Source organism: Nocardia rosealba, assembly GCF_020216065.1.
GTDB lineage: Bacteria > Actinomycetota > Actinomycetes > Mycobacteriales > Mycobacteriaceae > Nocardia > Nocardia rosealba.
The window spans coordinates 500,973-526,535 of the sequence record NZ_JAIWNA010000001.1 but is presented as its reverse complement, the minus strand read 5'-3'; the positions used below and the strand labels follow the sequence as shown (position 1 = coordinate 526,535).

General features: G+C 66.2%; 17 protein-coding genes (1 of these 17 cut by a window edge). 11 read left to right on the top strand and 6 right to left on the bottom strand.

What is annotated here, in order from left to right; translation table 11 throughout:
• The first annotated feature begins 23 nt into the window (after positions 1-23).
• Positions 24-845, top strand: a complete 822-nt coding sequence (locus LDL21_RS02235) for an alpha/beta fold hydrolase (protein WP_181696755.1) — start codon at positions 24-26, stop codon at positions 843-845.
• Between the two features lie 35 nt (positions 846-880).
• Here LDL21_RS02235 and LDL21_RS02230 read toward each other — a convergent pair whose 3' ends face one another.
• The gene (locus tag LDL21_RS02230; protein ID WP_225278621.1) at positions 881-1,540 is read right to left on the bottom strand and encodes a TetR/AcrR family transcriptional regulator; all 660 of its coding nucleotides are present in this window, start codon (positions 1,538-1,540) and stop codon (positions 881-883) included.
• Positions 1,541-1,757: 217 nt separating this feature from the next.
• Here LDL21_RS02230 and LDL21_RS02225 point away from each other — a divergent pair, with 217 nt between their 5' ends.
• The 4 genes from LDL21_RS02225 (at position 1,758) to LDL21_RS02210 (ending at position 7,059) form a co-directional block, all read left to right on the top strand.
• Positions 1,758-3,287 carry an amino acid permease gene (locus tag LDL21_RS02225; protein ID WP_181696757.1) on the top strand — a complete coding sequence of 510 codons (1,530 nt, stop codon included), beginning with the start codon at positions 1,758-1,760 and terminating at the stop codon, positions 3,285-3,287.
• A gap of 288 nt (positions 3,288-3,575) precedes the next feature.
• The gene (locus LDL21_RS02220) at positions 3,576-4,310 is read left to right on the top strand and encodes a DUF1989 domain-containing protein (RefSeq protein WP_225279211.1); all 735 of its coding nucleotides are present in this window, start codon (positions 3,576-3,578) and stop codon (positions 4,308-4,310) included.
• Positions 4,307-4,924 (top strand): urea amidolyase associated protein UAAP2, encoded by a 618-nt coding sequence (locus LDL21_RS02215; RefSeq protein ID WP_225278620.1) that lies wholly within the window; start codon positions 4,307-4,309, stop codon positions 4,922-4,924. The genes LDL21_RS02220 and LDL21_RS02215 overlap by 4 nt, the downstream gene beginning before the upstream one ends.
• A complete protein-coding gene (locus LDL21_RS02210) occupies positions 4,921-7,059 on the top strand; it encodes a 5-oxoprolinase/urea amidolyase family protein (protein ID WP_225278619.1) in 2,139 nt (712 codons plus the stop codon). The genes LDL21_RS02215 and LDL21_RS02210 overlap by 4 nt, the downstream gene beginning before the upstream one ends.
• Positions 7,060-7,068: 9 nt before the next feature.
• Here LDL21_RS02210 and LDL21_RS02205 read toward each other — a convergent pair whose 3' ends face one another.
• Positions 7,069-7,236 (bottom strand): hypothetical protein, encoded by a 168-nt coding sequence (locus LDL21_RS02205; RefSeq protein WP_225278618.1) that lies wholly within the window; start codon positions 7,234-7,236, stop codon positions 7,069-7,071.
• A gap of 220 nt (positions 7,237-7,456) precedes the next feature.
• Here LDL21_RS02205 and LDL21_RS02200 point away from each other — a divergent pair, with 220 nt between their 5' ends.
• Genes LDL21_RS02200 through LDL21_RS02185 form a run of 4 tightly spaced genes read left to right on the top strand, consistent with a single transcriptional unit; the run spans position 7,457 to position 14,482 of the window.
• Complete coding sequence (locus LDL21_RS02200) at positions 7,457-7,852, top strand: hypothetical protein (protein WP_225278617.1); 396 nt, start codon at positions 7,457-7,459, stop codon at positions 7,850-7,852.
• Complete coding sequence (locus tag LDL21_RS02195) at positions 7,852-8,472, top strand: hypothetical protein (RefSeq protein ID WP_181696761.1); 621 nt, start codon at positions 7,852-7,854, stop codon at positions 8,470-8,472. The genes LDL21_RS02200 and LDL21_RS02195 overlap by 1 nt, the downstream gene beginning before the upstream one ends.
• A 2-nt stretch (positions 8,473-8,474) precedes the next feature.
• Positions 8,475-13,970 (top strand): putative T7SS-secreted protein, encoded by a 5,496-nt coding sequence (locus tag LDL21_RS02190; protein ID WP_372462127.1) that lies wholly within the window; start codon positions 8,475-8,477, stop codon positions 13,968-13,970.
• A complete protein-coding gene (locus LDL21_RS02185; protein ID WP_225278615.1) occupies positions 13,970-14,482 on the top strand; it encodes a hypothetical protein in 513 nt (170 codons plus the stop codon). Before LDL21_RS02190 ends, LDL21_RS02185 begins: the two co-directional genes overlap by 1 nt.
• Before the next feature lie 439 nt (positions 14,483-14,921).
• Here the strand turns inward: LDL21_RS02185 and LDL21_RS02180 are convergent, their stop codons facing one another.
• Complete coding sequence (locus LDL21_RS02180) at positions 14,922-15,389, bottom strand: MarR family winged helix-turn-helix transcriptional regulator (RefSeq protein WP_225278614.1); 468 nt, start codon at positions 15,387-15,389, stop codon at positions 14,922-14,924.
• A 107-nt stretch (positions 15,390-15,496) separates the two neighbouring features.
• On the opposite strand from LDL21_RS02180, the gene LDL21_RS02175 reads away from it, so the two are divergent.
• Positions 15,497-16,636 carry a GDSL-type esterase/lipase family protein gene (locus LDL21_RS02175; protein ID WP_225278613.1) on the top strand — a complete coding sequence of 380 codons (1,140 nt, stop codon included), beginning with the start codon at positions 15,497-15,499 and terminating at the stop codon, positions 16,634-16,636.
• On the opposite strand, the gene LDL21_RS02170 is transcribed toward LDL21_RS02175, so the two are convergent.
• Positions 16,633-17,631 (bottom strand): NAD(P)-dependent alcohol dehydrogenase, encoded by a 999-nt coding sequence (locus tag LDL21_RS02170; RefSeq protein WP_225278612.1) that lies wholly within the window; start codon positions 17,629-17,631, stop codon positions 16,633-16,635. The genes LDL21_RS02175 and LDL21_RS02170 overlap by 4 nt on opposite strands.
• A gap of 84 nt (positions 17,632-17,715) precedes the next feature.
• Between LDL21_RS02170 and LDL21_RS02165 the strand changes: the two genes are divergently transcribed.
• Entirely contained in the window at positions 17,716-18,357 is a 642-nt protein-coding gene (locus LDL21_RS02165) for a TetR/AcrR family transcriptional regulator C-terminal domain-containing protein (RefSeq protein ID WP_225278611.1), read from the top strand.
• A 330-nt stretch (positions 18,358-18,687) separates the two neighbouring features.
• Here the strand turns inward: LDL21_RS02165 and LDL21_RS02160 are convergent, their stop codons facing one another.
• Both LDL21_RS02160 and LDL21_RS02155 read right to left on the bottom strand, forming a co-directional pair.
• Complete coding sequence (locus LDL21_RS02160) at positions 18,688-19,266, bottom strand: Uma2 family endonuclease (protein WP_225278610.1); 579 nt, start codon at positions 19,264-19,266, stop codon at positions 18,688-18,690.
• Between the two features lie 138 nt (positions 19,267-19,404).
• Positions 19,405-25,563 carry the end of a non-ribosomal peptide synthase/polyketide synthase gene (locus tag LDL21_RS02155; protein WP_225278609.1) on the bottom strand. It continues 38,037 nt past the right edge of the window, so only the last 6,159 of its 44,196 coding nucleotides appear in the window; its start codon lies off the right edge, out of view; its stop codon occupies positions 19,405-19,407.

Below are 25,563 nucleotides of genomic sequence, written 5' to 3'. Positions count from 1 at the left end.
CCACCTCGTTCGACAGGATCGCCATGCCCTACTTCACGACATCCGACGGCACCGAGATCTACTTCTCCGACTGGGGCACCGGGCAGCCCATCGTCTTCAGCCACGGCTGGCCGCTGAGCTCCGATGCCTGGGCACTCGAGCGCAAGACCTTCGCCGACGCCGGTTATCGCGTCATCGCCCACGACCGTCGCGGACACGGCCGCTCCTCGCAGCCGTGGCAGGGCAACGACATGGACACCTACGCGCGTGACCTCGCCGAACTCGTCGAATCGCTCGATCTGCGCGACGTGATCGTCGTCGGGCATTCGACCGGCGGCGGCGAGGCCGTGCGTTACGCGGCGCGCCACGGCCGCGACCGAGTCGCCAAGGTCGTCACCATCGGTGCGGTGCCGCCGATCATGGTGGCCACCGAGGCCTACCCTGACGGTCTGCCCATGTCGGTGTTCGACAACATCCGTGCCGGGGTGCTGGCGGACCGGTCCAACTTCTACCAGGAGCTGGCTCCGTCGTTCTTCGGCTTCAACCGCGAAGGTGCGGCCGTGTCCAAGGGCGCCATGGACGACTTCTGGCGGCAGGGCATGCTCGCGGGCATCCAGGCCGCCTACGAGTGCGTCGCCGCGTTCTCGGCGACCGATTTCACCGAGGACCTGCGCGCCCTCGAGGTACCGATCCTCATCGCGCACGGCGACGACGATCAGATCGTGCCCATCGCGAACTCGGCCCACAAGTCGATCGAGCTGGTGAAGGACGGCACGCTGAAGGTGTACCCCGGGGCGCCGCACGGCATCTTCGGTGCCTACCAGCAGGAGCTGATCAGCGACATCCTCGCGTTCATCAAGGGCTGAGAGTTTCCGGCGCGGCCTCGCGTCGCGCCGGTCACTCAGTCCGACAGGCGGTCGAGCAAGGCGTCGGCGGCGGCTCGCACCGAATCCATCGCACCCTGGTGACCGACGATGCGCACGATCGCGTCCGGGATCACGCGCTCGGCCTCCTCGCCCGCGGCCCCTTCGTCGGACCTGATCGCGATCACCGTCTCCACCAGCCGGAACGGCAGAATCCGCGCGTCGTCGGATTGCCCTGCCGCAGCACAGGATTCGGCGGCGAGGCGTTCGTAGTGTTCGCGCAGTTCGTCGCGGCGGCGGCGGAAGGCGACGAAACGTTCGGTGCGCAATTCCGGCAGCAGGTACAGGGCGCCCAGATTCCAGCGCGCGCCGCGCAGTTGGCGCACATCGAACAGGGCGAGCGCGTAGAGCTTGGTGGTGGCGTCCCCGGGCTCGACGTGTAGTTTTTGCGCCAATTCCACCGGGCCCGCGACGGTTTCGGCGAGCAGCGCGTCGAGGATGTCGTCCTTGGCCGCGAAGTGGTGATACAGCGAGGCCTGCCGGATGCCGACCGCGTCGGCGACCGCGCGGGTGGAGGTGTTGGCATACCCCTTGGTGGTGAACAGCTCCGCCGCGGCGTCGAGAATTTCCGCGCGCGGCGTCGTCCCGCGCCGACGGCGCTGTTCCAGCCGGGGACGCCCGGGTCCGAGGTTTGCCACGTCGTCGATTGTGTCACCGGTGCGTCACCACTCCCGCAATGGGCACCTCACCAGGTGCGATGCGGGACCGTTCAATTTCTGTCATTCGACAGAAACGTAGGCAACACAGAAGTTACGGCACGCCTCGGAGTCGATACACGCACGACACCGTTCGAGCGATCGCGAGCGCAAAACTATCGACTGATAGATATTGGCCGCACCGCCGAAGGACTCCGATATGGCCACGACGCTCGCCACCCAAGCCCCGCCCGACGCCGCGCGCGACGGCGCCGACCTCGCCCAGTTCGGCTACGAACCCGTCCTGCACCGCAAGCTCGGGCGCTACGCGTCCTTCGCGGCGGGCTTCTCGTTCGTCTCCATCCTCACCACCATCTTCCAGTTCTTCGGTTTCGGTTATTCGTTCGGCGGTGCCGCGTTCTTCTGGACGTGGCCGCTGGTTTTCGCCGGGCAGTTCCTCGTCGCCCTGAACTTCGCCGAGCTCGCCGCGCGGTATCCGATCTCGGGCTGTATCTATCAGTGGTCGCGCCGGTTGGCCGGTGGTCTCGTGGGCTGGTTCGCCGGCTGGATGATGGTGATCGCCCAGGTGGTCACCGCGGCGGCGGCCGCCATCGCCCTGCAGGTGGTGCTGCCCACGATCTGGAGCGGCTTCCAGATCATCGGCTCCGACACCGCGCTCACCTCACGCGACGGGGCGATGAACGCGGTGCTGCTGGGCAGCGCGCTGCTGGTGGTCACCACCACCATCAATGTGATCGGGATCGATCTGATGGCGCGGATCAACTCGATCGGGGTCACCATCGAGATCGTCGGCGTGCTCGCCATCATCGGGCTGTTCTTCGCGGGCTCCGAACGCGGTCCGGACGTGGTGTTGCAGACCGATCAGGCCGCGCCCGGCCCGTTCTGGGCGGCGTTCCTGATCTCGGGCCTGATGGCGGCGTACGTGATGGTCGGATTCGATTCCGCCGGTGAGCTTTCCGAGGAGACGAAGAACCCGCGCCGGGTCGCACCGCGCACGATTCTGCTCGCGCTGTCGGTGTCGGCGCTCGGCGGTGGACTCATGCTGCTGGGCGCGCTGATGGCGGCGCCGAGCCTCACCGACGGCGAATTGGCTTCCGGCGGACTGGCTTACGTCATCATGGCCAAGCTCGACAGTCCTGCCGGGTCGGTGCTGCTCGGCTGTGTCGCGGTGGCGGTGATCGTGTGCACGCTCGCGATTCAGACGGCCGGGTCGCGGTTGATGTTCTCGATGGCACGTGACGGCAAGTTGCCCTTCTCGAAGGCGCTGTCCACCGTGCACCCTCGTTTCGGTACGCCGGTATGGCCCGCGGTGGTGATCGGCGCGCTCGGCATCAGCCTGCTGGTGCTGAACCTGGGTAACCCAGCCATCTTCGCCACCCTGGCCAGCGTCTGCATCGTGAGCCTGTATCTGGCGTATCTGCTGGTCACGGTGCCGCTGTTGGTGCGGCGGATCAAAGGCTTGCCCGCGCCCGAGGACAAGACACTGTTCACCCTCGGCCGCTGGGGCATTCCGATCAACGCGCTCGCGGTGGCCTGGGGCATCGCGATGGTGATCAACCTGGCCTGGCCGCGCCCCGAGGTGTACACCCCGGCCGGCGGCAGCTGGTGGCAGTTGTGGGCCGGGCCGCTGTCGGTCGCCGTGATCCTCACCGTCGGCGCGGTGGTGTACCGGATGGTCGTCACCAAATCCGAGGCAGTCGAACCGGTGATCGCGCCCGCTCCCGCCTGAGCCCGTGGATCAAGATCACCACCCTCCGGTGGCGGCATCGCCCGTGACGCAAACGCCACCAGAGCGTGGTGATCAACCGACCAGCATCTCAGCCGGCGATTGCCCGGCACCCGCCACAACCCGGTCGCTGCGGTGCAGAGGTCAACGAATCACCCAGTCGATCAATCGTTTGCCGAGAAGTCTCGGCCTGCATGTACCGAGGAGATCCTGATGACGGCTACCCCATCCGCAGACGCCGCGCGGGCTCAGGACACCACGCCCACACCCGCCCATACCGAGGAAGTCGCGATAGCGACCGGATCCACCGACGGCGCGCGGGCCCACGCGCGGGCCCAGGCTGCGGCGGCCACGATTGCCCGTCCGGTGATACCGCCGGGTGTCGAACCGACTCTGGCGCTGCGTATTCCGTCCGGCGGCTATGCGAATGTCGTCCTCGGCCGCGGAACCAGGGTCCGCTTGTCCGACCCCTCCGGAGCCGCGTGTGCGCATCTGTTCCTGCTGCGCGCCGAATCGCCTTGGGAGCGCCTGAATGTCGCCGACACCGTGAAGGTCCCGTGGCAGGCGTATCTGAGTGCCGGTCACCCGCTGTTGTCGGATCAGGGGCGCGTGCTGGCCACCGTGCTCACCGACACCTCCGGGCACCACGACACCCTGTGCGGTCCGTCCGGCGAAGCCCGCCACCAACTGCATCTGGCCGCGGCCAAGCAGGGGCTCGAGCCGCGCGATGTCGGACCGTCGATCGCCTTGTTCCGTGGGGTTCGGGTGGGGGCCGACGGTGCCCTCGCGGCGACCGGCAATGGTCCGGCGGGCGGGGCGATCGACCTGTTCGTGCATCTTCCGGTGACCCTGCTGGTCGCCAATGCGGCCCACCCGCTCGACGAGCGCCCCACCGGAAACCTCGATTTGATCGCCTGGCCCGCAGGCACTTTCGAGGTACCCAACGACGACCCGGAGTACCGCCGGGCCGTGGAGAACACCGAGGCCGCGTGGGCGGCCGCACAACACACGGAGATTCCGGCATGACAACGACCACCCGCACCGTCGTCCTGGACGAAACTGTTCCGGCGCAGGCGCCGTGGTCGGCGATCGTCCGGGCGGGCGAACGACTCGAGATCATCGACCTGCACGGCAACCAGGCCGTCGACTGCCTGCTGTACTCGGCTGCCGACCACACCGACCGCTACAGCGCCCAGGCCACCATCGCCGCCCAGCGCAATATCTTCCTCGCCACCGGCAGTGTGCTGCGCACCGAACGTGGCACCGCGCTGATGACCGTGGTCGCCGACGAGGTCGGTAACCACGACACCATCGCGGGCGCCTGCTCCCAGGAATCCAACACCCTCCGCTACGGCCACCACACCCGCCACCAGCACGCCTGTGTGGAGAACTTCCTCACCGCCGCCCTCGAATGGGGTTTGGGCAAGCGGGATCTGGTGTCCAACATCAACTGGTTCATGAACGTGCCGGTGGAGGCGGACGGCACGCTCGGCATCGTCGACGGGCTGTCGGCGCCGGGCAAGAAGGTGACCTTGCGCGCGGAGATCGACACCTTGGTCCTGGTTTCCAACTGCCCCCAGATCAACAATCCGTGCAACGGTTTCGACCCCACGCCCGTCCGCATGGTGGTGACCCGATGAGCCGCACCCTCACAGATTCCGGTGTCACCGCGGCCCCGGCCGAAGCCATCTTTCCGACCACGGGTGCCGATGCCGTCCAGGTCGCGAAGTCGGCGTCGGACACCGACACCGCAGACCAGGAGCCGTCCGTCCAGCGACGGATCGAGGTCGTCCGGCCCGGAATGCAGACCACCGTGCAGGACTGGCCCGGGCGAATCGGCTACTGGCACATCGGGGTTCCGCCCTCTGGGCCGATGGACGACCTCTCGTTCCGGCTCGGTAACCGGGTGCTCGGCAACGCCGAGGGGGCGGCCGGGCTGGAATGCACGCTCGGTGGGCCCGCGTTGCGGTTCGGTGCGGCGACGTGGGTGTGTGTCACCGGAGCGGTCGCCGAGGTTCGGGTCGACGGTCGGCCGGTCGAGCAATGGCGCACGGTCGAGGTGCCCGCCGGTGGCGTGCTCGACATCGGGGCGATCCGTGGGCCCGGCATGCGCACCTATGTGCTGGTTTCCGGCGGTATCCAGGTCGAGCAGTTCCTCGGTAGCGCGGCGACGTTCACCCTCGGCAAGTTCGGCGGTGGCACCGGGGCAGCCCTGCGCACCGACGATTCCCTCGTGCTGGGCGAGCCGACGACCCGCCTCGCCCCCGCCGTCCCCATGACCGACATCCCCGCCTTCGGCAGGCGCTGGGAACTGGCCGTCACCGAAGGACCACACGGCGCACCGGAGTTCTTCACCCGCAAGGACTTCGACACCATTCTCGGCACCGACTACGAGGTGCACTTCAACTCCGACCGCACCGGCGTACGCCTGATCGGCCCGAAACCGGAGTGGGCGCGCACCGACGGCGGCGAAGCGGGGCTGCACCCGTCGAACATCCACGACAACGCCTACTCGATCGGCGCGCTCGACTTCACCGGCGACACCCCCATCCTCCTCGGACCCGACGGACCGAGCCTCGGCGGTTTCGTCTGCCCGGTGACCGTGGTCGCCGCCGACCGCTGGAAACTCGGCCAGCTCACACCGGGCGACACCGTTCGTTTCGTGGCGATTCGTTCCGAGCACGCCGCTCCGGCACGGTCATTGGGACCGCTGCGGCGCGCGTCGATGAGCACGGTCGTCTCGGCGGGACGCGACGGCGACGACGGCGTGCTGCGCCGCACCGAAGCCGACGACGAGACCAGCGTCACCTACCGCCGCCAGGGCGACGACGGCGTCCTCGTCGAATACGGCACCCTCACCCTCGATCTGGGCCTACGTGCCCGCGTGCACGCCCTACACCAGCACCTCATCGCTCTCGGCGCCCGCGGTGTCCTCGAGCTCACCCCCGGCATCCGCTCGCTGCAGATCCGCGTCGACCCAGCCCTGCTTTCCATCCCGATGCTCCTCGACCTGCTCGCCGAAGCCGAAGCGCAACTCCCGAATTCGGATCAGCTAGTCGTCCCGAGCCGCACCGTCCACCTCCCGCTCTCCTGGGACGACCCGGCCACCCGCGAGGCGATCACCCGCTACATGCACGGCGTCCGCGCCGACGCCCCCTGGTGCCCGTGGAACATCGAGTTCATCCGCCGCATGAACGGTCTCGCCTCCGTCGACGACGTGTACCGCACCGTCTTCGACGCCGAGTACCTGGTGCTCGGCCTTGGCGACGTCTACCTCGGCGCCCCTGTCGCCACCCCCACCGACCCCCGCCACCGCCTCGTCACCACCAAATACAACCCCGCCCGCACCTGGACCCCCGAAAACGCCGTCGGCATCGGCGGCGCCTACCTGTGCATCTACGGCATGGAAGGCCCCGGCGGCTACCAGTTCGTCGGCCGAACCACCCAGGTCTGGAACCACCGGGCAAGACCGTCCGGTACGGCCGGACCCGGCGTCGACCGGTTCGCCGAGGAAGCCGAAACACCATGGCTGCTCCGGTATTTCGACCGCATTCGCTGGCACCCCGTGGAAGCGGACGAGTTGCTCGACCTGCGCGCCGACTTCGCTGCGGGAAAGGTGGAGATCACCGCGCAGGACGGAGAATTCCGCCTCGCCGACTACCGGCGCTTTCTCGCCGACAACGCCGACTCGATCGCGACATTCCGGTCCACCCAGGCCGAGGCGTTCGACGCCGAACGCCAATCCTGGCGCACCACAGGCGAACTCTCCGACTGAGGTTCCGGTTCAGAGCCCGTACTTGCGGACGAAATCCTCGGTGACGTCGATGGCAGGAAACCCGTGATCGGTCGCTTTGATGTCGGTGGCGGTTTCCTCGATCAGCCGCTCGGGCTCAGCGGGCAGATGGCGCCACCGTGCTCGCGGGTCGGATTGTTCGGCAGGCTTGCTGGTCATCGTCCCTCCCGGGTCCTTACGTTCAGGATACGTCGGCAGCCTCCGTTGTCGATGTCGCTGACAGATCGGTCGCATCGCGGAGGATGCGGGGGCGGGTGACCAGGCGGTCGAGTCACTTGTAGCCGACGCCGGTGACTGACGGCACGGTGGAGGCGGCGCCGTTCGTTCGCTACCGTGGGTGCCTGATTTGTCCGAGGGGAGATCGGGAGCGGACATGACGATGGTCGAGGTCGATTCAGCGCGCCTGCGTTCGGAGATCGCCGCCTTCTACGCTGGCTTCGGCGTGCCGAACGCACTGACGGCGGCGTTCGACGCGTCGACGCTGCTGGTGCCCCTATTCGGCCCCGAAGACCGGGTCTTCACGATGGAGTCCGGCGGGGTTGCGTGGTTGTGCGCATTCACGGGTCTGCCGGAGTACGCGCGGTTCATGAGTGCCCGCGGTGTGGTCGCGGATCAGGAGTACCGGTTCCACACCTTCCTCGGTCGACGTCTGCGTGAGTTCGCCGAGGGGCAGCAGGAGCCGACCGGTGTGGCAGTCGACATGTCGGGTGCGGCGCCGATGGTATTCCCGCCGGTCGTGACGGAGGAACCAGCGGCCGATGGCGGGCGTCGCTGATGTCGGATCTGAATGTCGATCCGGCCCTGCTCACCCAGGCCGCGAACGGAATCAACACCATCATCAGCGAGCTCAAAGAACTCGGTATCGAGGAGACCGCCGCGGCCGGTCGCGGGTTCGCGGAGCTGACGATGTCGGCGATGGAGGCAGGTAAGGCGAATGTGCAAGCCTCCTTCGAAACGTTCGCCGAACGCTGGTCGTGGGGTGTACGGGCGTTGGTGCAGTCGGGTAACGCCATCGCCGAAATTCTCGACTTGTCCGCAGGTCGATACCACCTGATCGACGACCAGGTCTCTACTTCGTTCAAGCAGATGTTCACCCACCTCGCGGGGAATCCGCATCTGAGCAAGGCGGAGATCGAGGCGATGGACTGGGGCGAGGTGTTGTCGAACAACACCTGGAATCTCGCCACCCAAGCCGACTACAGCGCGGATTCTTTCGGCAAAGCGTTCTCGCATATGGGTGACAACGTCTCGACGTTGGGACAGGTGGGCGAGTACCTGGTGTCCGGTGACACGCCTGATCAGAGCGGTTTGGGCAGCATGTTCCTGCCGGATACCGGTGTCGCGGCCAAGGTCGCGGAAATTCAGCAAGCAAAGCAATCCGCCGGGGGGCAGTAGCTATGGGTATCGGCGATTTCATCAATGATCTCGGTGACTCCATCGAAGAGGGTCTCGAGTCCGCCACCGAAAAGGTCGGTCAGGCCTACAACTCTGCGTTGGACACGTGGTCGGGCGCGGCGAAAGCGGTTGGTGCGGACGGGTTGTCGCAGTGGCTCGACGACGCGGGCGACAAGATCGTCGACGCCACCGGTGGCGCGGTGCCGGAAAAGGAGCTCGGCGAAACCACCGATCCAAAAGAGCTGATCCGCGGTGAGCCTGCCAAGATCCGAGAGGTTGCCGAACAACTCGGTCAGATCGGTACGGCGATAGACCAAACCGGTGACGCACTCCGAAAGATCGATGTCTCCGACTGGACCGGTGACGCGTCCACGGCATTCCACGAGGAATTCGCCAAGCAGCCGAAGCTGTGGTGGGACGGCGCGGATGCGATGGGCAAGGCCAAGGGCGCCCTGGATGCCTGGGTGCACGAGGTCGAGGCCGCGCAGACCAAGGCCGCCGAGGCGATCGCGAAATGGCAAGCCGCCGACAACGAGGAACGCGACCGCAAAAACGAGTGGAACGCCAAGTCCGACGAGGATCGCAAGGACAAGAGCCTGACCGATACGTGGACCGCGATGCGCGACGAGGCACGTTCCATTCTCAACAGCGCTCGTACACAACGGGATAATGCGGCGAACACCGCCGTCACGGCGATTACCGCCGCCACGGAGACCGCGCCGGAAGAGCCGCCCTTCCTGTCTCGTTGGGGAAGCAATTTCGAAGACCTCGGCGCGATGATGGAGCACGCTCAGGCAAATATCACGACCGGGCTGCTGACCTCGCTGACCGGCCTGGTGCAATTCGTGCGGTCGATCAATCCGTTGGATCTGTACAACGCGACGCACCCCGCCGAGTACATGTCGAAGATGTCGGACATGAGCACGGGGATGATCCTCGCGGCCGCAGACCCGAAAGCGACTGCCTCCGCGATGCTCGCCGGGTTCAAGGCGAATCCGACCGAGGCGTTGGGAGCCCTCACCGGCGATGCCCTGACGACCCTCGCGACGGGTGGCGCCGGCGGCGCCGCGAAGCTGACTGCCAGCACCGTGAACCGGGTCACCGATGTGGCTGACGCGGGCAACACCGCACGCAATGTCCTCGACAACGCCGCCGGGGCAGGCGGGCGAAACGCACCCGAGGCGCCATCCGCACCTGCTCAGTCGGTCGCCAACCCGGCGGAAAGTCCGTCCGCGCCGACGAATCCTGCAGGCACTGCCGGTGATTCATCGGCTGCCAATCCTCCTGCCACGCCCGAAGCCCCCGCACCGAACCCTGCGGGCACGTCTCCCGACGCGCCGCCGACCAACCCCGCCGCACAAGCAGGCGATCCGGCCCCCACCAACCCCGACGGGCAATCGGGCGAACCGGCTGTGACGAACCCCGCTGGGCAACCTGGCGACGGCACGAACTCCGCTGACAGCCCATCGACACTCACCGGCGATTCCACACCCGACAACAACGGTCCCGAGAACGGGAAGCCGGAACCCCCGGCCTCGGCGTCACCGGACAACAATGCGCCCAACGAACCGGCACCGAACCCGAACAACGCTGACGAGCCGCCTGCTGGTCAACCGAAGCCGGATACGGACGAATCGTCCCAGAACGGCGACGACACCACGCCGGACGGAAATGACAACACCCCTCCCAAGCAGGAGGGCGCACCCTCCCCCGAGGCCGACGATCCCGCTACCGTCCATGACGGCGACCCGTCACCCAGCACCGAACCGGATGGCCAAGACAGCTCGAACAACAATGGTGATCCGCACGTTCGTTCCGAGGTGGACACCGGTGGGGACGGCAAACCCAGTGTCGGCGAAGAGGCAGGCGACGGCGGTCCCGCCAGTAACAGCACGCGCGACCAGACCTCCGAAGGCGGCGATCCGGTCAACTTGGCCACCGGCGAATTCCTCCTTCCGCTTACCGATCTCGATCTGCCCGGCGTCCTTCGGTTGGTGCTGAAACGCGCCCACCATTCCAACTACCGGTTCGGCCGCTGGTTCGGCCCTTCCTGGTCGGCGACGTTGGACATGCGTGTCGTCGTCGAAGACGATTGCGTCACGGTCGTTTTCGACGACGGCATGCTTCTGCCTTATCCACATGCCGAGTTCGGTGTCGGTGTCGAGCCGATCACCGGTGGTCAGCGCTGGAAACTCACTCGCACCGAGACGGGTGGATACCGTCTATGGGACCCCGACCGCGAGTTGGTGTGGCACTTCGCACCCGAACCCGTGCTCGGCGGTATCGATACTCTTCTCGGCAATTTCGCGATCTCTGCGATAACTGACCGCCACCAGAACCGAATCAGGTTCCACTACAACAGAAATGGCGATCCGGTAGAGGTCACCCATTCCGGTGGCTACCGAGTTCTTCTTGGTACCGACAACGGTCGCGTCACCACAATCTCTGTGGCAGACGAAGTAGCTGACACCGTTGTGCCGGTGCGTGAATTCGGCTACGAGAACGGCGAATTGACCTCGGAGGTCAACGGGGTCGGTGGAATCACCCGCTTCGCCTACGACGAACACCACCGGATGCTGTCGTGGACGGATTCCAACGGCAGCTGGGTGGTCAACACCTACGACGACGCAGGCCGCGTCATCACCCAGCGCGGCGCCGACGGTGTGTTCAACGCGGATTACGAATACCTCGAACTCGGCGACGGCACGGGTCGTCTCACCCGCCTCACCGACTCACGTGGCGGCGTCACCGGCTACGGATTCGACAACGACCTACGCCTGCGCGACTTCCGCGCTGCCGACGGCGGCCGTCGTCATATCGACTACAACACCGCCCGAAAACCGCTGAAGGTCACTGAACCCGACGGTGCGATCACCCGCTACGAATACACCTCTGACGGTGACGTAGCAAAGATCATCCGCCCGGACGGCACCGATATCACCGTCGAGTACGCCTATGCCAACCGTCCCACCGCCATCTCCCAGCCAGACGGCACAACCGTGCATCGAGAGTGGGACAAAGCAGGCAACCTCGTCGCCATCATCGATGCCGCCGGTGCCCGCACCGAATACAAACACCATCCCTGCGGGGCGGTCAGTGAAGTACGCGACCCGGACGGTGCCGTCACCCGTATCGACGTCGACGCGGCAGGTCTGCCGGTCACCATTACCGATCCCTACGGCGCGACTACTGAAATCCGCCGCGATCCCTTCGGCCGTCCCGTCGAGGTCACCAACCCACTGGGCCAGACGACCCACTACGAGTGGACGCCCTCAGGCCGCCCCGCCCGGCGGATCGACCCCGACGGCTTCGCCGAAACCTGGACCTACGACGGCGAGAACAATCTCCTCACCCACACCGACCGCAACGGCGGCGTCACTCGCTACACCTACGGCGGCTTCGACAAAGTCTCCACCCGCACCGACCCCGACGGCTCGACCACCCGCTACCTCTACAACACCGAACGCCAGCTCATCGCCGTCATCAACCCGCTCGGCCAACGCTGGACCTACGAATACGACCTCGCGGGCAGGCTGATCGCCGAAACCGACTACACCGGCGCCACCACCACATACACCCACACCATCACGGGCCGCGTCGCGACGGTCACGCCCGCCACCGGGATCACCCGCCACCACCGCTACGACATCCTCGGCAATCTGACGTCCATCACCGCCGACACCGGCGAATTCCTCTCCTACACCCACGACCCCGCGGGCCGCGTCCTCACCGCCGTCAACGGCACCGACGAAACCGTCACCCACACACTGCGATTCACCTACACCCCGACCGGTCAGGTCGCCACTCAACAACTCGACGACCAACCACCGCTGGTCAACGACTACGACCACCGCGGCCGCCGCATCCGCCGCACCACTCCCACCGGCTCCGTCACCACCTGGCGCCACAACGCCCTCGGCCAGGTCACCGCCCTCCACGCCGACGACACCGAAATCTCGTTCAACCACGACCCCGCAGGCCGCCTCACCGGCTGGCGCGTGGGCGAAGTCCAAATCGACCGAACCTTCACCCCCACCGGCAACATCGCCACCCAACAAGTCACCGGCTTCCCCACCGAAGAATTCACCCTCGACCTCGGCGACTTCGGCCCCTCGACCACAAACCGCCCCGCCCCCTTCACCATCCGCCGCGACGACTACACCTACCGCCCCGACGGCTATCTCACCCACCACACCACCACCCGCCCCGACACCACCCCCACCCACGCCACCTACACCCTCGACCCCATCGGCCGAGTCAACACCATAACCCGCAACAACACCCTCACCGAAGCCTACGAATACGACCCCCTCTCCAACATCACCGCCAGCCTCCCCACCCCTTCCCCCGCCCCCGCCGAACCAGCCGCCCCCCAGCGAATGGAACGCCGCGAATACCACAACAACCTCCTCGTCCAAGACGGCCGCAACCACTACTACTACGACCCCGCCGGCCGCCTCATCCGCAAAGTAACCACCCGAATCTCCCGAAAACCGGCCGTCTGGCACTACCGCTACAACGCCTTCGACCAGTTGACCGACGTGTACACACCAGAAGGTGAATGGTGGCAATACACCTACGACGCATTCGGGCGCCGGACCGCGAAGTTCCTAATAGCAGAGAGCTCTACCGCAACTCTCAAATGCTCGTTTTTTTGGGACCAGTCGCAACTGATCGTGGCCGAATCGGACACGACCAGCTCCACGTGGCACTACCTACCCCGTACACCGATACCACTGACACAGATCGATAACATTGACGGTGTAGTCAACCGCATTGCCGCCATTGTCCCAAAGCCCGATGGTTCACCAACGATACTTGTAGATGTACACAGTGTAGCTGTCGAAGGTGAAGTTGATTCATCACTCTGGGGTAGTTCACAGACCAACGGATCGCGGACCACACCTCTCCGATACCTCGGTCAATACCTGGATATCGAGACTGGCCTCCACTACAATTTTAACAGGTTCTACGATCCGAACATTGGCCGATACCTAACTCCCGATCCGCTCGGGCTGCTGGCTTCCCAGAATCCGAACACCTATCCGCACAATCCGCTGATGTGGGCCGATCCACTGGGCCTGAAGCCTGAAATGATACCCGTCTATCGGGCAACGGATTTCTCCCTGGAACAATGGATTTTCGATGATACAGGGTACCTGATGAGCGATGCCGCCAGAGAGGCATTCGGCCAGACAGGCTCCATCGATGACGCAATCCAAGCATCGATGCGCGCCCATGAACGCTCTATCGAAGCTTGGGGCAGCCTTGACAACTACGTGCAGGCACATGGATCATTCGGTAGCGAGCTGGCCGGTGCCTCGGGACCGCGAAGTCTCATGTCTTTTACAACAGACGTGGACGTAGCGAAACGGTTTGGCGACACCATATATATGGCGCGAGTACCCTCGAACATCTTGATACCTCAAACATTGCCAGGCGCCGGCGAAGCCGAAGTCCTTATCGAACATATGGTCAAAGTTGTGAAGGTGCAGTAATGGAGCAGACGAAGCGGTTGAACCTTGGATCTCTAGCGATGGACTACTACTATCCGTGGAGCAACCCACCAGATAGGACCAAGTACAACCAGGCCGCCAAAGTCGGCATCGATCTCGACGAGGAGATCTCGGAATCGAGAACGCTACGGCGGATTGACGCAGTCCTGTACTCCAGTTCAACGATCCCCCTATTATTACATTGGAGCGACGGGACAAACCTGAAGGAAGTCGACCGCAAGGTCGCCGAGGGATCAAGTACCCCAAAGGACTTCGAGGGAGCGATCGTCGGTCAGGAATTGACCACGAAATGCTCGGTCTGCGGAACAGATTTTCTTATTGTCAGATTCGACACCGTTCCCGTTCTGGATAGCAGCTCGTCAGGAGAATCGCAAGAACGCTACCGAAGGCATAAATTTGTCGAGAATTGCCCATCCTGCGGGAGTAGATGGCTGCCCAGCGTCCTCGAGGTAATTAGTCAGGTCGCACCTCCCACAACCCGCAATTTTGCGTAACACTGACATCGCCATCCACCACCCAAGTGAATGTGTATTACATATTCCACACCCAGCACCTTTCGGTGACGGGAGATCGGGCGGCATGATCGGCGAAGGTTTCCATAAGCTCGTGGGGCCGAACCCGGGGAGCAAACGACTGGCGTACGTCGAAGCGGGGCGCGTCGACCCGCTCCTCGCAGCACAAGGATGAGCGCCGTCCCTACGAACCTGCCGAAGCAGTGCCGTCCGATGTCTCGAATTCGGAGCTGACAATAGACCGCGGTTGCGCGCCGGGCGAGTATCCCGCACTTTCACTGTCACAATTTCAAAGGTGGTGGCGGCACACGGGCCATCGCGGTGCCGCCACCTCGCCAAGGCGCTCGAGATGACCTCTGCGGCCCGGTTCGAAATGCCGTCTGATCATTCATCGCCGACGCCCCGCACGTTCGGCGAGATATCACTCCCCGATGGCGGTTGCTGACGGGTTGGTTGCGTCTCGGAGGATGCGGAGGGTGGTGGTCAGGGCGTCTAGTTGGGTGGGGGTGAGTACGTCGATGAGCCAGGTGTCGAGGGCTGAGAGGTAGTCGGGGAGGACTTCTTCGAGGCGGTGGAGGCCGGTGGGGGTGAGGGATGCGTAGGCGATGCGGCGGTCGGTGGGGTCTAGTTGGCGTTCGACGAGGTCGGACTTGGTCAGGCGGTCGACCAGGCGGGTGACTCCGCTGGTGGAGAGTTCGGTTTGGGCTGCCAGGTCGGACATGCGTAGGCGGCGGTTGGGGGATCGGCTCAGGCGGAGTAGCGCGTTGAGGTCGAGGCCGGACAGGCCATGGGCGTTCCAGGTGGGTTCGAGCTTCGCGATGAGTCCGCTGTGCGCTTCGAAGAGCAGGCCGGAGATGGTCAGCCGGGGGTCGTCGAACAGTTCGCTCATGTGTGCCACTCTAGCCTGTACTTGCCGTGAGGATAGTTGACATGAGGAATATCTCCGCGTAGACCTATGCGTACGCAATCTTCCGCACAGCAAATATCGGAGTCGTCATGCAGAACAACTGGGTCGCCGGGTTCCGGAACGGTGTCATCAGCCCCGATGAGCAGATCAAGCTCGCCGAATCACGCGGGTTCGAGGACGAGACGGTGCGCCACGTCCTCCACATGGCAGGCGGCGGCACGGCTGTCCGCGTGCGGCTGACCAACCGCTACGGAGTGACCCCGCTGCTCATCGGTGCCGCTCGCGTGGCGGTGCGTAAAGCCGGTTCGGCGATCGTGTCCGATGCCGATCACGAGATTCGGTTCGGTGGTGATCCGCGCGCGATCATCGAGCCGGGTGCGGAGCTCGTGAGTGATCCGGTGGACCTGCCGGTTGCCGCTGGTCAAGACCTGCTGCTCAGCCTGTATCTGCCTGAATCGACGGGGTCGGCGACCTTTGCCCACCAGCCGGGCGAGGTCTCCTATCTCGTCACCGGCGACCGGACCGCCGACGTGGAACTCGCCGACGCGCAGGAAGTCCCGTTCCGGTTCTTCGTCACCGGAGTGGACGTTCTCGACGCCTCTCCGCCGCCGATCGCGGTGGCGTTCGGCGATTCCTGGTTCGAAGGCGTCGGCACCACTCCGAGCGCCAATCGTCGCTCCGTCGATGTTCTCAACAGTCGGCTCACCCGAGGATGGGTGGTCAACAACGGCATCGCGGGTAACCGGCTCACTGCCGAGGAGATCGGTGAATCCGGTATCGCGCGTTTCGGTTCCGATGCCATCGAGGTTCCCGGTGTCAGTGATGTTCTGGTGAACTTCGGCATCAACGACCTGATTCTCGGTGGGATGGCGGGGCAACCCTCGGCGACCGCCGATGAACTGATCGCCGGTTTCACCGAGCTCGCTGACCGCGCCCATGCGGCGGGCCTACGGATCCACGTCGCGACTATCGGCCCCTACGCCGGGTGCATCTACCCCGGCATGCCACTCGTGGAGACACAGCCCACCCGTCACGCGGTCAACGAATGGCTGCGCCGGACAGACATTTTCGACTCCGTCTTCGATGTGGACCGTGCGGTGGCCGACCCCGCGCGCCCCGACTTCATCCGCCCCGAATTCGACAGCGGTGACGGAATGCACCTCAACGATGCCGGTGCCGCGGCAATGGCGCACACCGTCGACCTCGCCGCTCTCTTCCGCGCGGACTAGGGCACGGTGAGGACGGTTTTGCCCGAGGCGTGCCCCGCTTGCAAGGCCTGGATCGCCAACGGTGTGTCGGACAGAGCGAAACTCCGTTGGATCACCGGTCGCACCTGCCCTTGGGCGACCAGCTCGGCCAGGTAGGCCAAGTCGGCGGCAGCGGGTCGCATCAGGAGCGGTACGAGGGTTTGGCGGGTGAAGAGGTTGGCGATGAGGACCGAGCCCAGCCAGCGGATCGGGCCGAACCAGTTTCCGCCCGGTGCGCCTGCCGAGGAGATGAAGACACCTTCCGGGGTGAGGGTGCGGCGGCAGTCGCGGAGTTTCCGGTTGCCCGCGAGGTCGAAGATGATGTCGTAGACCTCGCCGTAGGCGGCGAAATCGGTTGTGGTGTAGTCGATGACGGTGTCCGCACCGATTTCGCGGACCATCTCGATGTGGCGGGTGCTGCAGACGGCGGTCACGTGGGCGCCGATCGCTTTCGCTATCTGCACCGCGAAAGTTCCTACACCGCCGGATGCGCCGTTGACGAGCACCCGGTGTCCCGGTGCGATCTTGCCGATATCGCGTAATCCCTGGAGCGCGGTCATGCCCGAATCCGGGATCGCGGCCGCTGTTTCCATATCCAGGCCGTCGGGTACCAGGGCGAACGCGGGGGCAGCGGCGCGGACGTATTCGGCGAACGCACCACCGGGCACTTCACCGAAAACCCGATCCCCTACCTGGAATTCAGTAACCCCGGAACCGATTGCGACTACCTCGCCGGCGAGATTCTGGCCGATCATCCGATACTTCGGTCTACGAAAGCCGAACCCGAGCCGGATCAAATATGGTGTACCACTGAGCAAATGCAAGTCGCCGCTGCACAGCGACGCCGCCTGCACCCGGACAACCGCCTCCCCCTCGCCGGGCACCGGCCTGGGCACGATCTCCGTGCACAAAACCTCACTACCGCCGTAGCGCGGTGCCACCCATGCCGTCATCCGGTCGGTATCCACATCGGTCATGAGCGGCCCCTCCTTCGCACTTACAGCGTAAGTCGCTGACCTCAGACGCTACGCTTACGCCGTAAGTAGGTCAAGGAGGAAAACATGCCGCCACGTACCCCGCTGAGCAGGGAACGGATCCTGCGGGCGGCGATCGCCCTGGCCGATGCGGAGAGACTCGACGCGCTGTCGATGCGCAAGCTGGCCAAGGCTCTCGGCGTCGAAGCCATGTCGCTGTACAACCATGTCGCCCACAAGGAAGACATCCTCGACGGGCTCATCGACCTGGTGGTCGAGGAGATCTACGTGCCCGAAGCGGGCGGTGACTGGCAGGAAGAACTACGCCGCCGCGCGATTTCGGCCCACGAGGTCCTGCTCCGGCACCGATGGGCCACCGGCCTGCTGGGCTCCCGGGTGAATGTCGGCCCCGCGATGCTGCGTTATGTCGAGGCGACCCTTGCTTGCCTGATCGCCGCCGGCTTCACCTACGAACAAGCCGACCGCGCCTGGAACGCTCTCGACAGCCACATCTACGGCTTCACGCTCCAAGCCATCAATTTCCCGCTCGACCCCTCCGAATACGCCTCGTCCGCAGAAGAATTCCTTCCGCTCATCCCCACCGATACCCATCCACACATGCACACCCTCGCCTCGCTGGTCATCGACGGAGAGCATTCGGGGACCGCTGATTTCACTTTCGGCTTGAATCTGCTACTCGAAGGACTCGCCGGCTTGCTCCGTCGCTGACCACCCGGACCCCCCGAGGATCGCCGGGGTGGACCACTGAATTCACTGGGTGACAGCGGTTTCGGTCGGCTTCCAAATCCTGCTGCGCAGGTCCACGGTTCGAATGGCCTGGACCCGCCACGGCGTCAACCGCAGCACATGCAACCGCGGATCACTCGGTGAGTGCAGCGCACCGAGACCGGCAGCATCCCCCACACGCGACCGCTCATACGGTCGCTGTCGGCGTCTAACAGAACCATTTCATCCGTTCTTCGACACGTCACTCGAGACGGCCACCCCATGTATGGGTGGCAGGAATCAAGCTTCGACCAGGCGAAGCAACCGCGCTGGCTAGTGCGGCAGCAATGCACCAGGGTCGAAGGTGACCTCGAAGGGCACTCGCACTGTCACCGGGGCACCCGCGGATGCGCGGTGGGTCAGTGTGTATTCGCCATCGGCGCCGAGCGAATACGCGAACAGCACCGGCAACCGTTCGTCGGCGAGGCGACTCTTGAACGGGTCGATCTCGAAACGCCAGTACGTGGGGATGCCTGCCTGTGCGTACAACACCGGCTTCACCATCCGATCCTGCAATGTCGTCGACTTCGACACCACTTCGACGGCGAGTTCGACCTGCCCGACCGGTACACCACGACCGTGCCAATCGATCGGACCCGTGACCACCATCAGATCGGGAATCGGCTCGTCGTCACCGATGAGCACGCCGACGCCGTCCAGCACCAACCGGTCATCGGGAACAACCGCGTCGAACACCTGCGTGAGCCGCTTGATCAACCACTGATGCATAGGCTTCGGGGCGGCATTCACGACGAGCTGACCATTCAGCACCTCATATCGCAAACCGTCATCGGGCAACTGATCGAGATCAGCGGCGGTCCAATGATCGGAGCGCGGCACAGGCATCGCCATATAAACACCTCCGACCTCGTCGAATGCACCGCGCGCCGCCCGCATCGGCCGATTCGAGTCTAGACGCTGCAAGCAGCATCCGGCAGGTTTGCGCCGTTCGCCCAGTGGGTGTGATCCCGCTGGGCGAACGGTCGTCACCTACTCGGCGACGATGACCGACACTTCGCCGTCGGCGGCGTCGGTCGCCTCGCCTGCCACCACGAACCAGTGGGTGACCTCGCCGTCGGCCAGGTCGTCTTCGACCGAGCCGGCGGGGAGGACCGACAGGGCGCCTGCGGTGGCCGCGACCAGGAATTCCTGGATGGCGGCGGGGCCGGAGGCGTGGGTGGTGAAAGTGGTGCACTCGTAGTCGATGCCGTGTTCGTCGCGCAAGCGTTCGGCCAGGGCGACGGCTTCGGACTGGGTGAGCACCCCTGTGGTGTCGCCGGCGACCTGGACGAAGGCCGGGTGGTCCTCGGCCAGGGGGCGGATGCGGTCGGCGTAGGAGACGGGATGCGCTGCGGCTGCGGCGATCTCGTCCTCCACGTCGGCCAGGACCAACCATTCACCTGCCACCCCGGCGACCGGGGCCGCGCTGATGCCGAACGCCGCACCGGCGGCGGCCAGTTCGACTCCGGTCAGGTCGCCCGCGAACAGCACCGCGGCACCGGCCTTCTGCACCGCCCAGGCGGCGAGCACCGAATCCACACTGCGCGGCAGCGACACGGCGACCACATCCCCCGGACCGGCGCCGCGCGCGATGAGCACGCGGGCCAGCTGCGAGGACTTGCGATCCAGTGCGCTGTAGGCGATTTCGCTGTCGCCGCGCAGCAGGGCGGGTGCCTGCGGGTCGGCTTCCACGACCTCGGCGAGCACCTTGGCCACCGTCTGCGCACCGACACCGGTCACCGAAGCGGGCGCCGAACCAGCCGCTGTCACACCGGATTCGGCGAGCAGCTTGGCGCGTTCGGTGGCATCGAGGATGTCGATGTCACCGACCAGGCCGGTCGGGTTCTCGAGCAGTTCGTCGAGCACCCGCAGCAACCGGGCGGACAGGGTGCGGATCTCGTCCTCGGTGAAGGTGCTGCGCAGGTAGCGCATGGTGATCTCGATGGTCGACTCGGCCATCACCACCAGCGTGAGCGGGTAGTGGGTGGCGTCGTCGAGGCCGACACCGGTGACCTGCATGCCATCGATCGAGCTCGCCGCGGTGACGGCGTCCTTGTCCATCGGGTAGGACTCGAACACCAGCAGCGTGTCGAACTGCGAACCGGCACCGGCCACCCGCTGGATGTCGGACAGACCGACGAAGTGGTGGCTGAGCAGTTCGGCCTGCTCGGACTGCACCTTCTGGGTGAGCTTCTCCGCCGTCATCCGGTCGTCGATCTGGATGCGCACCGGCAGGGTGTTGATGAACAGGCCGACCATCGACTCCACACCGGGCAGCTCGGCCGGACGACCGGAGACGGTCGCACCGAACACCACGTCGTCGCGGCCGGTGAGGCGCCCGACGACGATGCCCCACGCGGTCTGCAGCAGCGTGTTCACGGTGACACCGAGCTCGCCGGCGAACTTGCCGAGCGCCCGGGTGCGATCGTTGTCGATCTCGACGACGACCTTGTCGATCTCGAAGCGCTCCTCGGTGCGCGGCGGCGGCGCCAGCTGGGTGGGTCCTTCCACCCCGGCCAACGCGTCGGCCCACGCCCGCAGCGACACTTCGCGATCCCAGCCCGAGAGCCAGGACAGGAAGTTGCGGTAGGACGCCACGCGCGGCAGGGCGGTGAGGTCGCCGTGCACCGCGTAGAGCACGAGCAGATCGCGCATGAGCAGCGGCATCGACCAGCCGTCGACCAGGATGTGGTGCACCGTGATCGACAGGTGCGCCTTGTCCTCGGCGGTCTTGAACAGACCGAAGCGGATCAGCGGCGCGGTCGCCATGTCGAACTGGTTGGCCCGGTCGGCGGCGAGCAGCTGCTGCATGCGCGGCATGCGCACGTCCTCGGGCAGCTCGGTCAGGTCGACCTCACGCCACGGCACCTCGAGTTCGCCCAGCACCACCTGCACCGGCTGACCGGCCGAGTCGGTGACGAAGGCGGTCCGCAGGTTCGGGTAGCGGTCGAGCACGCCCTGGGCGGCCTTGCGCAGCCGCTCGGCGTCGAGGGTGCCGGTCAGGTCGAGTACGGCCTGCACGGTGTACACGTCGACGGTCGCCGAGCTGATCATGGCGTGGAACATGAGGCCGGCCTGCAGCGGCGAGAGCGGCCACACCTCCGACAGCGCGGGGTAATCGCGTTCCCACACATCGAGATCGGACTGTTCCACGCGTACCAGCGGCATGTCGGACGGGGTGAAACCGCCCGCGTCGGAGCGCTGCGCGTGTGTGGCGAGCGCGGTGAGCGCGGCCACGAACAGGTCGGCGAACTCCTGTGCCCGCTCGGCGGAGAGCAGTCCGGTCGGGAAGGCGATGTTCGCGCCGAGCTGCGGGCCCTCGTCGCCGTCGTCGACGATGGCGTTGATGTCCAGCGTCGCGTTGGCCGGCATATCGAGGTCCATCTCGGCGTCGAGCTGACCGAGGTCGGCCACCGGGATCCAGCCGAGTTCGGCGAGTTCGGCGGCGATCTCGCCTGTGCCCGCCCGGCCCAGGTAGTTGAAGCTGATCTGGCCGACGCTCGGCAGATCGGCACCCTGCTCGGTGAGGTACTTGAGCATGCCGTAGCCGATGCCCTTGTCCGGCACCGCGAGCATCTGCTCCTTGACCGACTTGATCACGTCGCCGAGCACGGCGCCGCCGGCGAAGGCGTCGTCGAGGTCGGCACCCGCCAGGTCGAGGCGCACCGGGAAGGCGGTGGTGAACCAGCCGACGGTGCGCGACAGGTCGGCACCGGCGACGATCTCTTCCTGGCGGCCGTGGCCCTCCAGCTTGATCAACGCCGCGGTACCGGATTCGTCTCCGCGCCAACGAGACACAGCCAACGCCAGAGCGGTGAGCAGACCGTCGTTGACACCGCCGTGGTACAGGCCGGGGATCGCGGTGAGCACCGCGTCGGTGACCTCGGGCGAGAGCGTGACCTGCACCCGGTCGACGGTGGCGAAGGTGTCGACCTTCGGGTCGAACGGACGCGAACCCAGTAGCGGGTCGGGGGTCGAGGACACCTCACGCCAGAACGGCAGTTCCGTGCGACGGTCCGCGGCCTGCTCGACCAGGCTGTGCGCCCAGCGCCGCATGGACGTGCCGTTGGCGGGCAGCGCCACCGGCTGACCGGCCGCGATCTGACCCCAGGCCATGCCGAGGTCCGGGATCAGGATGCGCCAGGACACACCGTCGATCACGAAGTGGTGGCCGACGACGAGCAGGGCGTCGCGACGGCGCGGGCTCTGTGTCGGTGCGCCGAAGGCGAACCACACGAACTGCACCATGGCGGCACCGGCCGGGTCGAGGCGACCCATGGCCTGGTCGTACTCGGCGCTGGCCAGGACGGACAGCTCCTCGTCGGTGACGTCACCGGACACCTCGACGCGACGCACCAGGGCGCTCACATCGACCGCGCCGGGCGCCAACGCCTCGAACTCCCAACCGTTCTCGCTGTCACCCTGCTGCGCTCCCGAGAGCCCTGCGTGGTCACGCTCCGCTACCGCCTCCGGGCTCACCGCTCGCTCCGCGCGCGCGACCCGCGAGCGGAGCACATCGTGGTGGTCGAAGACCGCGCCGATGGTGGCGTGCAGGACGTCCTCGGTGATGCGTTCGGGCAGGCGGAGCACCATCGACTGGGAGAACCGGTCGTAGGTGGAACCACTGCTGAGGATCTGGCGCATGATCGGCAGCATCGGGATGTCGCCGACACCGCCGCCGGGCAGTTCCTCGAGCACGATCTGCTCGGTGTCGCCGGCGAGGACCGCGATCTCGGCCAGCCCGGCCACGCTGCGCTTCTCGAACACGTCGCGCGGCTTGAACAGCACGCCACGGTCCTTGGCCCGCGACACCAGCTGGATGGACAGAATCGAGTCACCGCCGAGGGCGAAGAACGAATCGTCGAGGCCCACCGCGTCGACACCGAGCACCTCGGCGAAGACGGCGGCGATGATCGCCTCGATATCGCTTGTCGGCGTGCGGAACTCGCGCGGGGCGAGCACCGGCTCGGGCAGGGCGCGACGGTCCAGCTTGCCCGCGGGGGTCAGCGGGATCTCGTCGAGCACCATCACCGAGGCGGGCACCATGTGCGCGGGCAGCTGCTGCGCCACGAACTCGACCAGGGCGGCGGGTTCCACGGCACGGCCGGGGACCGCGCGCACGTAGGACACCAGGATGGTCGCGCCCGCGTCGGTGGTGCGGCCGATGGTCGCCGCGAAATCGACGTCGGAATGTGCGGTGAGCACGGCGTCGATCTCGCCCAGTTCGATGCGGAAGCCGCGGATCTTCACCTGGAAGTCGTTGCGGCCCACGTATTCCACGACGGGCTTGCCGTTGACGGTGCGCCAGGCGACCACGTCACCGGTGCGGTACAGGCGTGAGCCCGGTTCACCGTACGGGTTGGCCACGAAGCGTTCGGCGGTCAGGCCGAGGCGGTCGTGGTAGCCGCGTGCCAGCGGCACGCCACCCAGGTACAGCTCACCGGGCACACCCTCGGGGACCGGATGCAGGCGGCTGTCGAGCACCAGCACGGTCGCGCCGGGGATCGGTCCACCGATGTTCATGGTGTCGCCGGGCAGCAGCGCGTCGGACAGGTTGGTCGCGATGGTCGCCTCGGTGGGGCCGTAGGCGTTGTAGAACCGGTGGTGCGCCGGGTCGGTGCCCGCGCTGTGCCAGTTCGCCACCAGGTCGACCGGCGCCTTGTCGCCACCGACGATCAGCGCTTCCAGCCCGGCCAGTGCCGACGGTTCCATCGACGCCGCGACCAGCGGGGTGAGGAACACGTGGGTCAGGCCCTGGCCGACGATGATCTCGGCCAGTTCCTCGCCGCCGACCACGCCGACCGGCGTGATCACCAGGGTGCCCGCCGACCCGACGGCCAGCAGGAACTCGAGGATCGACGCGTCGAACGACGGCGAGGCGAACGCGAGGGTCCGCGCGTCCTTGCCGAGCCCGAACTGTGTCACCTCGGCGGCGGCGAAGTTGGCCACACCGGTGTGGGTGACGACGACGCCCTTGGGCAGGCCGGTCGAACCCGAGGTGTAGATCATGTACGCCGTGTTGTCGGCGCGCACGACGCCGCGACGGTCCGCGTCGGTGATCAGCTCGCCCGGCTGCTCGGCGATCTCCGCGTGCAGTGCCGCGTCGTCGAGGACCAGCCAGTCACCCAGTGCGGGTGCGGGCAGGTGCTCGACCTCAGCGGAGACCGTGATGCCGAGGGCGGCGCCCGAATCCGACATCATGTGCGCGATGCGCTCGGCCGGGTACTTCGGGTCGACCGGCAGGAACGCCGCACCCGACTTGACGACCGCCCAGATGGCGAGGGTGGTTTCCAGCGACCGCTGCATGGCGATGGCGACGACCGTCTCCGGTGCGGCGCCGCGCTCGATGAGGACCCGGGCCAGACGCGAGGACGCGGCGTCGAGCTCGGCGTAGGTCAGCGAGCGGACATCACCCGCCGCAGCCGACCCGGCGCCTGCCGCAGCCGATGCTCCGGCTCCGGCCTCGACCGACGGCGTGCGCGAGTCGAGCGCGGCTGCATCCGCAGGGGACCCTGCGTCCGCACTGGTGTCGGCATCTACTCGCAGTGCCGAGGTGAGCGCGCGGATCAGGCCGGTGTCGACCGACTCGCCGGGGGCGACGATCGCCTGACCGGTCGGGTTGGCCGCCACAGCCTGAGCCAGCAGCTCGGGCAGCGTGCTCGTGGCGAGCGCGGAACCACCTGTGCGGGTGAGCAGTTCGGTGCGCTCGACGGTGTCGAGGAGTTCCAGATCGCCCACCGGCGTGGTGGTGTCGGCGACGACCTCGGCGAGCAGTCGGCGGAACCGCTGCGCGAACTTCTCCACCGTCGACTGATCGAAAAGATCACTGGCGTAGGAGAACTCGGCATAAGCACCGGCCTCGTCGCCCGCTCCGGCCTCGCGGACGGTGAGCAGCAGGTCGAACTTGGCGGTGTCGACGTCGAAGTCGACCGCCGAGACCGAAAGGCCGGGCAGTTCGAAGCCGGCGTCGGGCAGGTTCTCGAACGACAGCGCCACCTGGAACAGCGGGTGCCGCGCGGTGGAGCGCTCGGGGTTGAGCAGTTCCACCAGCCGCTCGAACGGGATGTCGGCGTGGGCGAAGGCGGCCAGGTCGGCCTCCTTGGCCTGGGCGAGCAGGTCGCCGAAGCTCTGCTGGCCGCCGACCTGCGT

Coding starts and splice junctions, on each gene's coding strand:
- LDL21_RS02210 (WP_225278619.1), top strand. CDS start 4,921: ATGAGCCGCACCCTCACAGATTCCGGTGTCACCGCGGCCCCGGCCGAA.
- LDL21_RS02195 (WP_181696761.1), top strand. CDS start 7,852: ATGTCGGATCTGAATGTCGATCCGGCCCTGCTCACCCAGGCCGCGAAC.
- LDL21_RS02235 (WP_181696755.1), top strand. CDS start 24: ATGCCCTACTTCACGACATCCGACGGCACCGAGATCTACTTCTCCGAC.
- LDL21_RS02170 (WP_225278612.1), bottom strand. CDS start 17,631: ATGACCGATGTGGATACCGACCGGATGACGGCATGGGTGGCACCGCGC.
- LDL21_RS02200 (WP_225278617.1), top strand. CDS start 7,457: ATGGTCGAGGTCGATTCAGCGCGCCTGCGTTCGGAGATCGCCGCCTTC.
- LDL21_RS02185 (WP_225278615.1), top strand. CDS start 13,970: ATGGAGCAGACGAAGCGGTTGAACCTTGGATCTCTAGCGATGGACTAC.
- LDL21_RS02225 (WP_181696757.1), top strand. CDS start 1,758: ATGGCCACGACGCTCGCCACCCAAGCCCCGCCCGACGCCGCGCGCGAC.
- LDL21_RS02165 (WP_225278611.1), top strand. CDS start 17,716: ATGCCGCCACGTACCCCGCTGAGCAGGGAACGGATCCTGCGGGCGGCG.
- LDL21_RS02180 (WP_225278614.1), bottom strand. CDS start 15,389: ATGAGCGAACTGTTCGACGACCCCCGGCTGACCATCTCCGGCCTGCTC.
- LDL21_RS02205 (WP_225278618.1), bottom strand. CDS start 7,236: ATGACCAGCAAGCCTGCCGAACAATCCGACCCGCGAGCACGGTGGCGC.
- LDL21_RS02160 (WP_225278610.1), bottom strand. CDS start 19,266: ATGGCGATGCCTGTGCCGCGCTCCGATCATTGGACCGCCGCTGATCTC.
- LDL21_RS02190 (WP_372462127.1), top strand. CDS start 8,475: ATGGGTATCGGCGATTTCATCAATGATCTCGGTGACTCCATCGAAGAG.
- LDL21_RS02175 (WP_225278613.1), top strand. CDS start 15,497: ATGCAGAACAACTGGGTCGCCGGGTTCCGGAACGGTGTCATCAGCCCC.
- LDL21_RS02215 (WP_225278620.1), top strand. CDS start 4,307: ATGACAACGACCACCCGCACCGTCGTCCTGGACGAAACTGTTCCGGCG.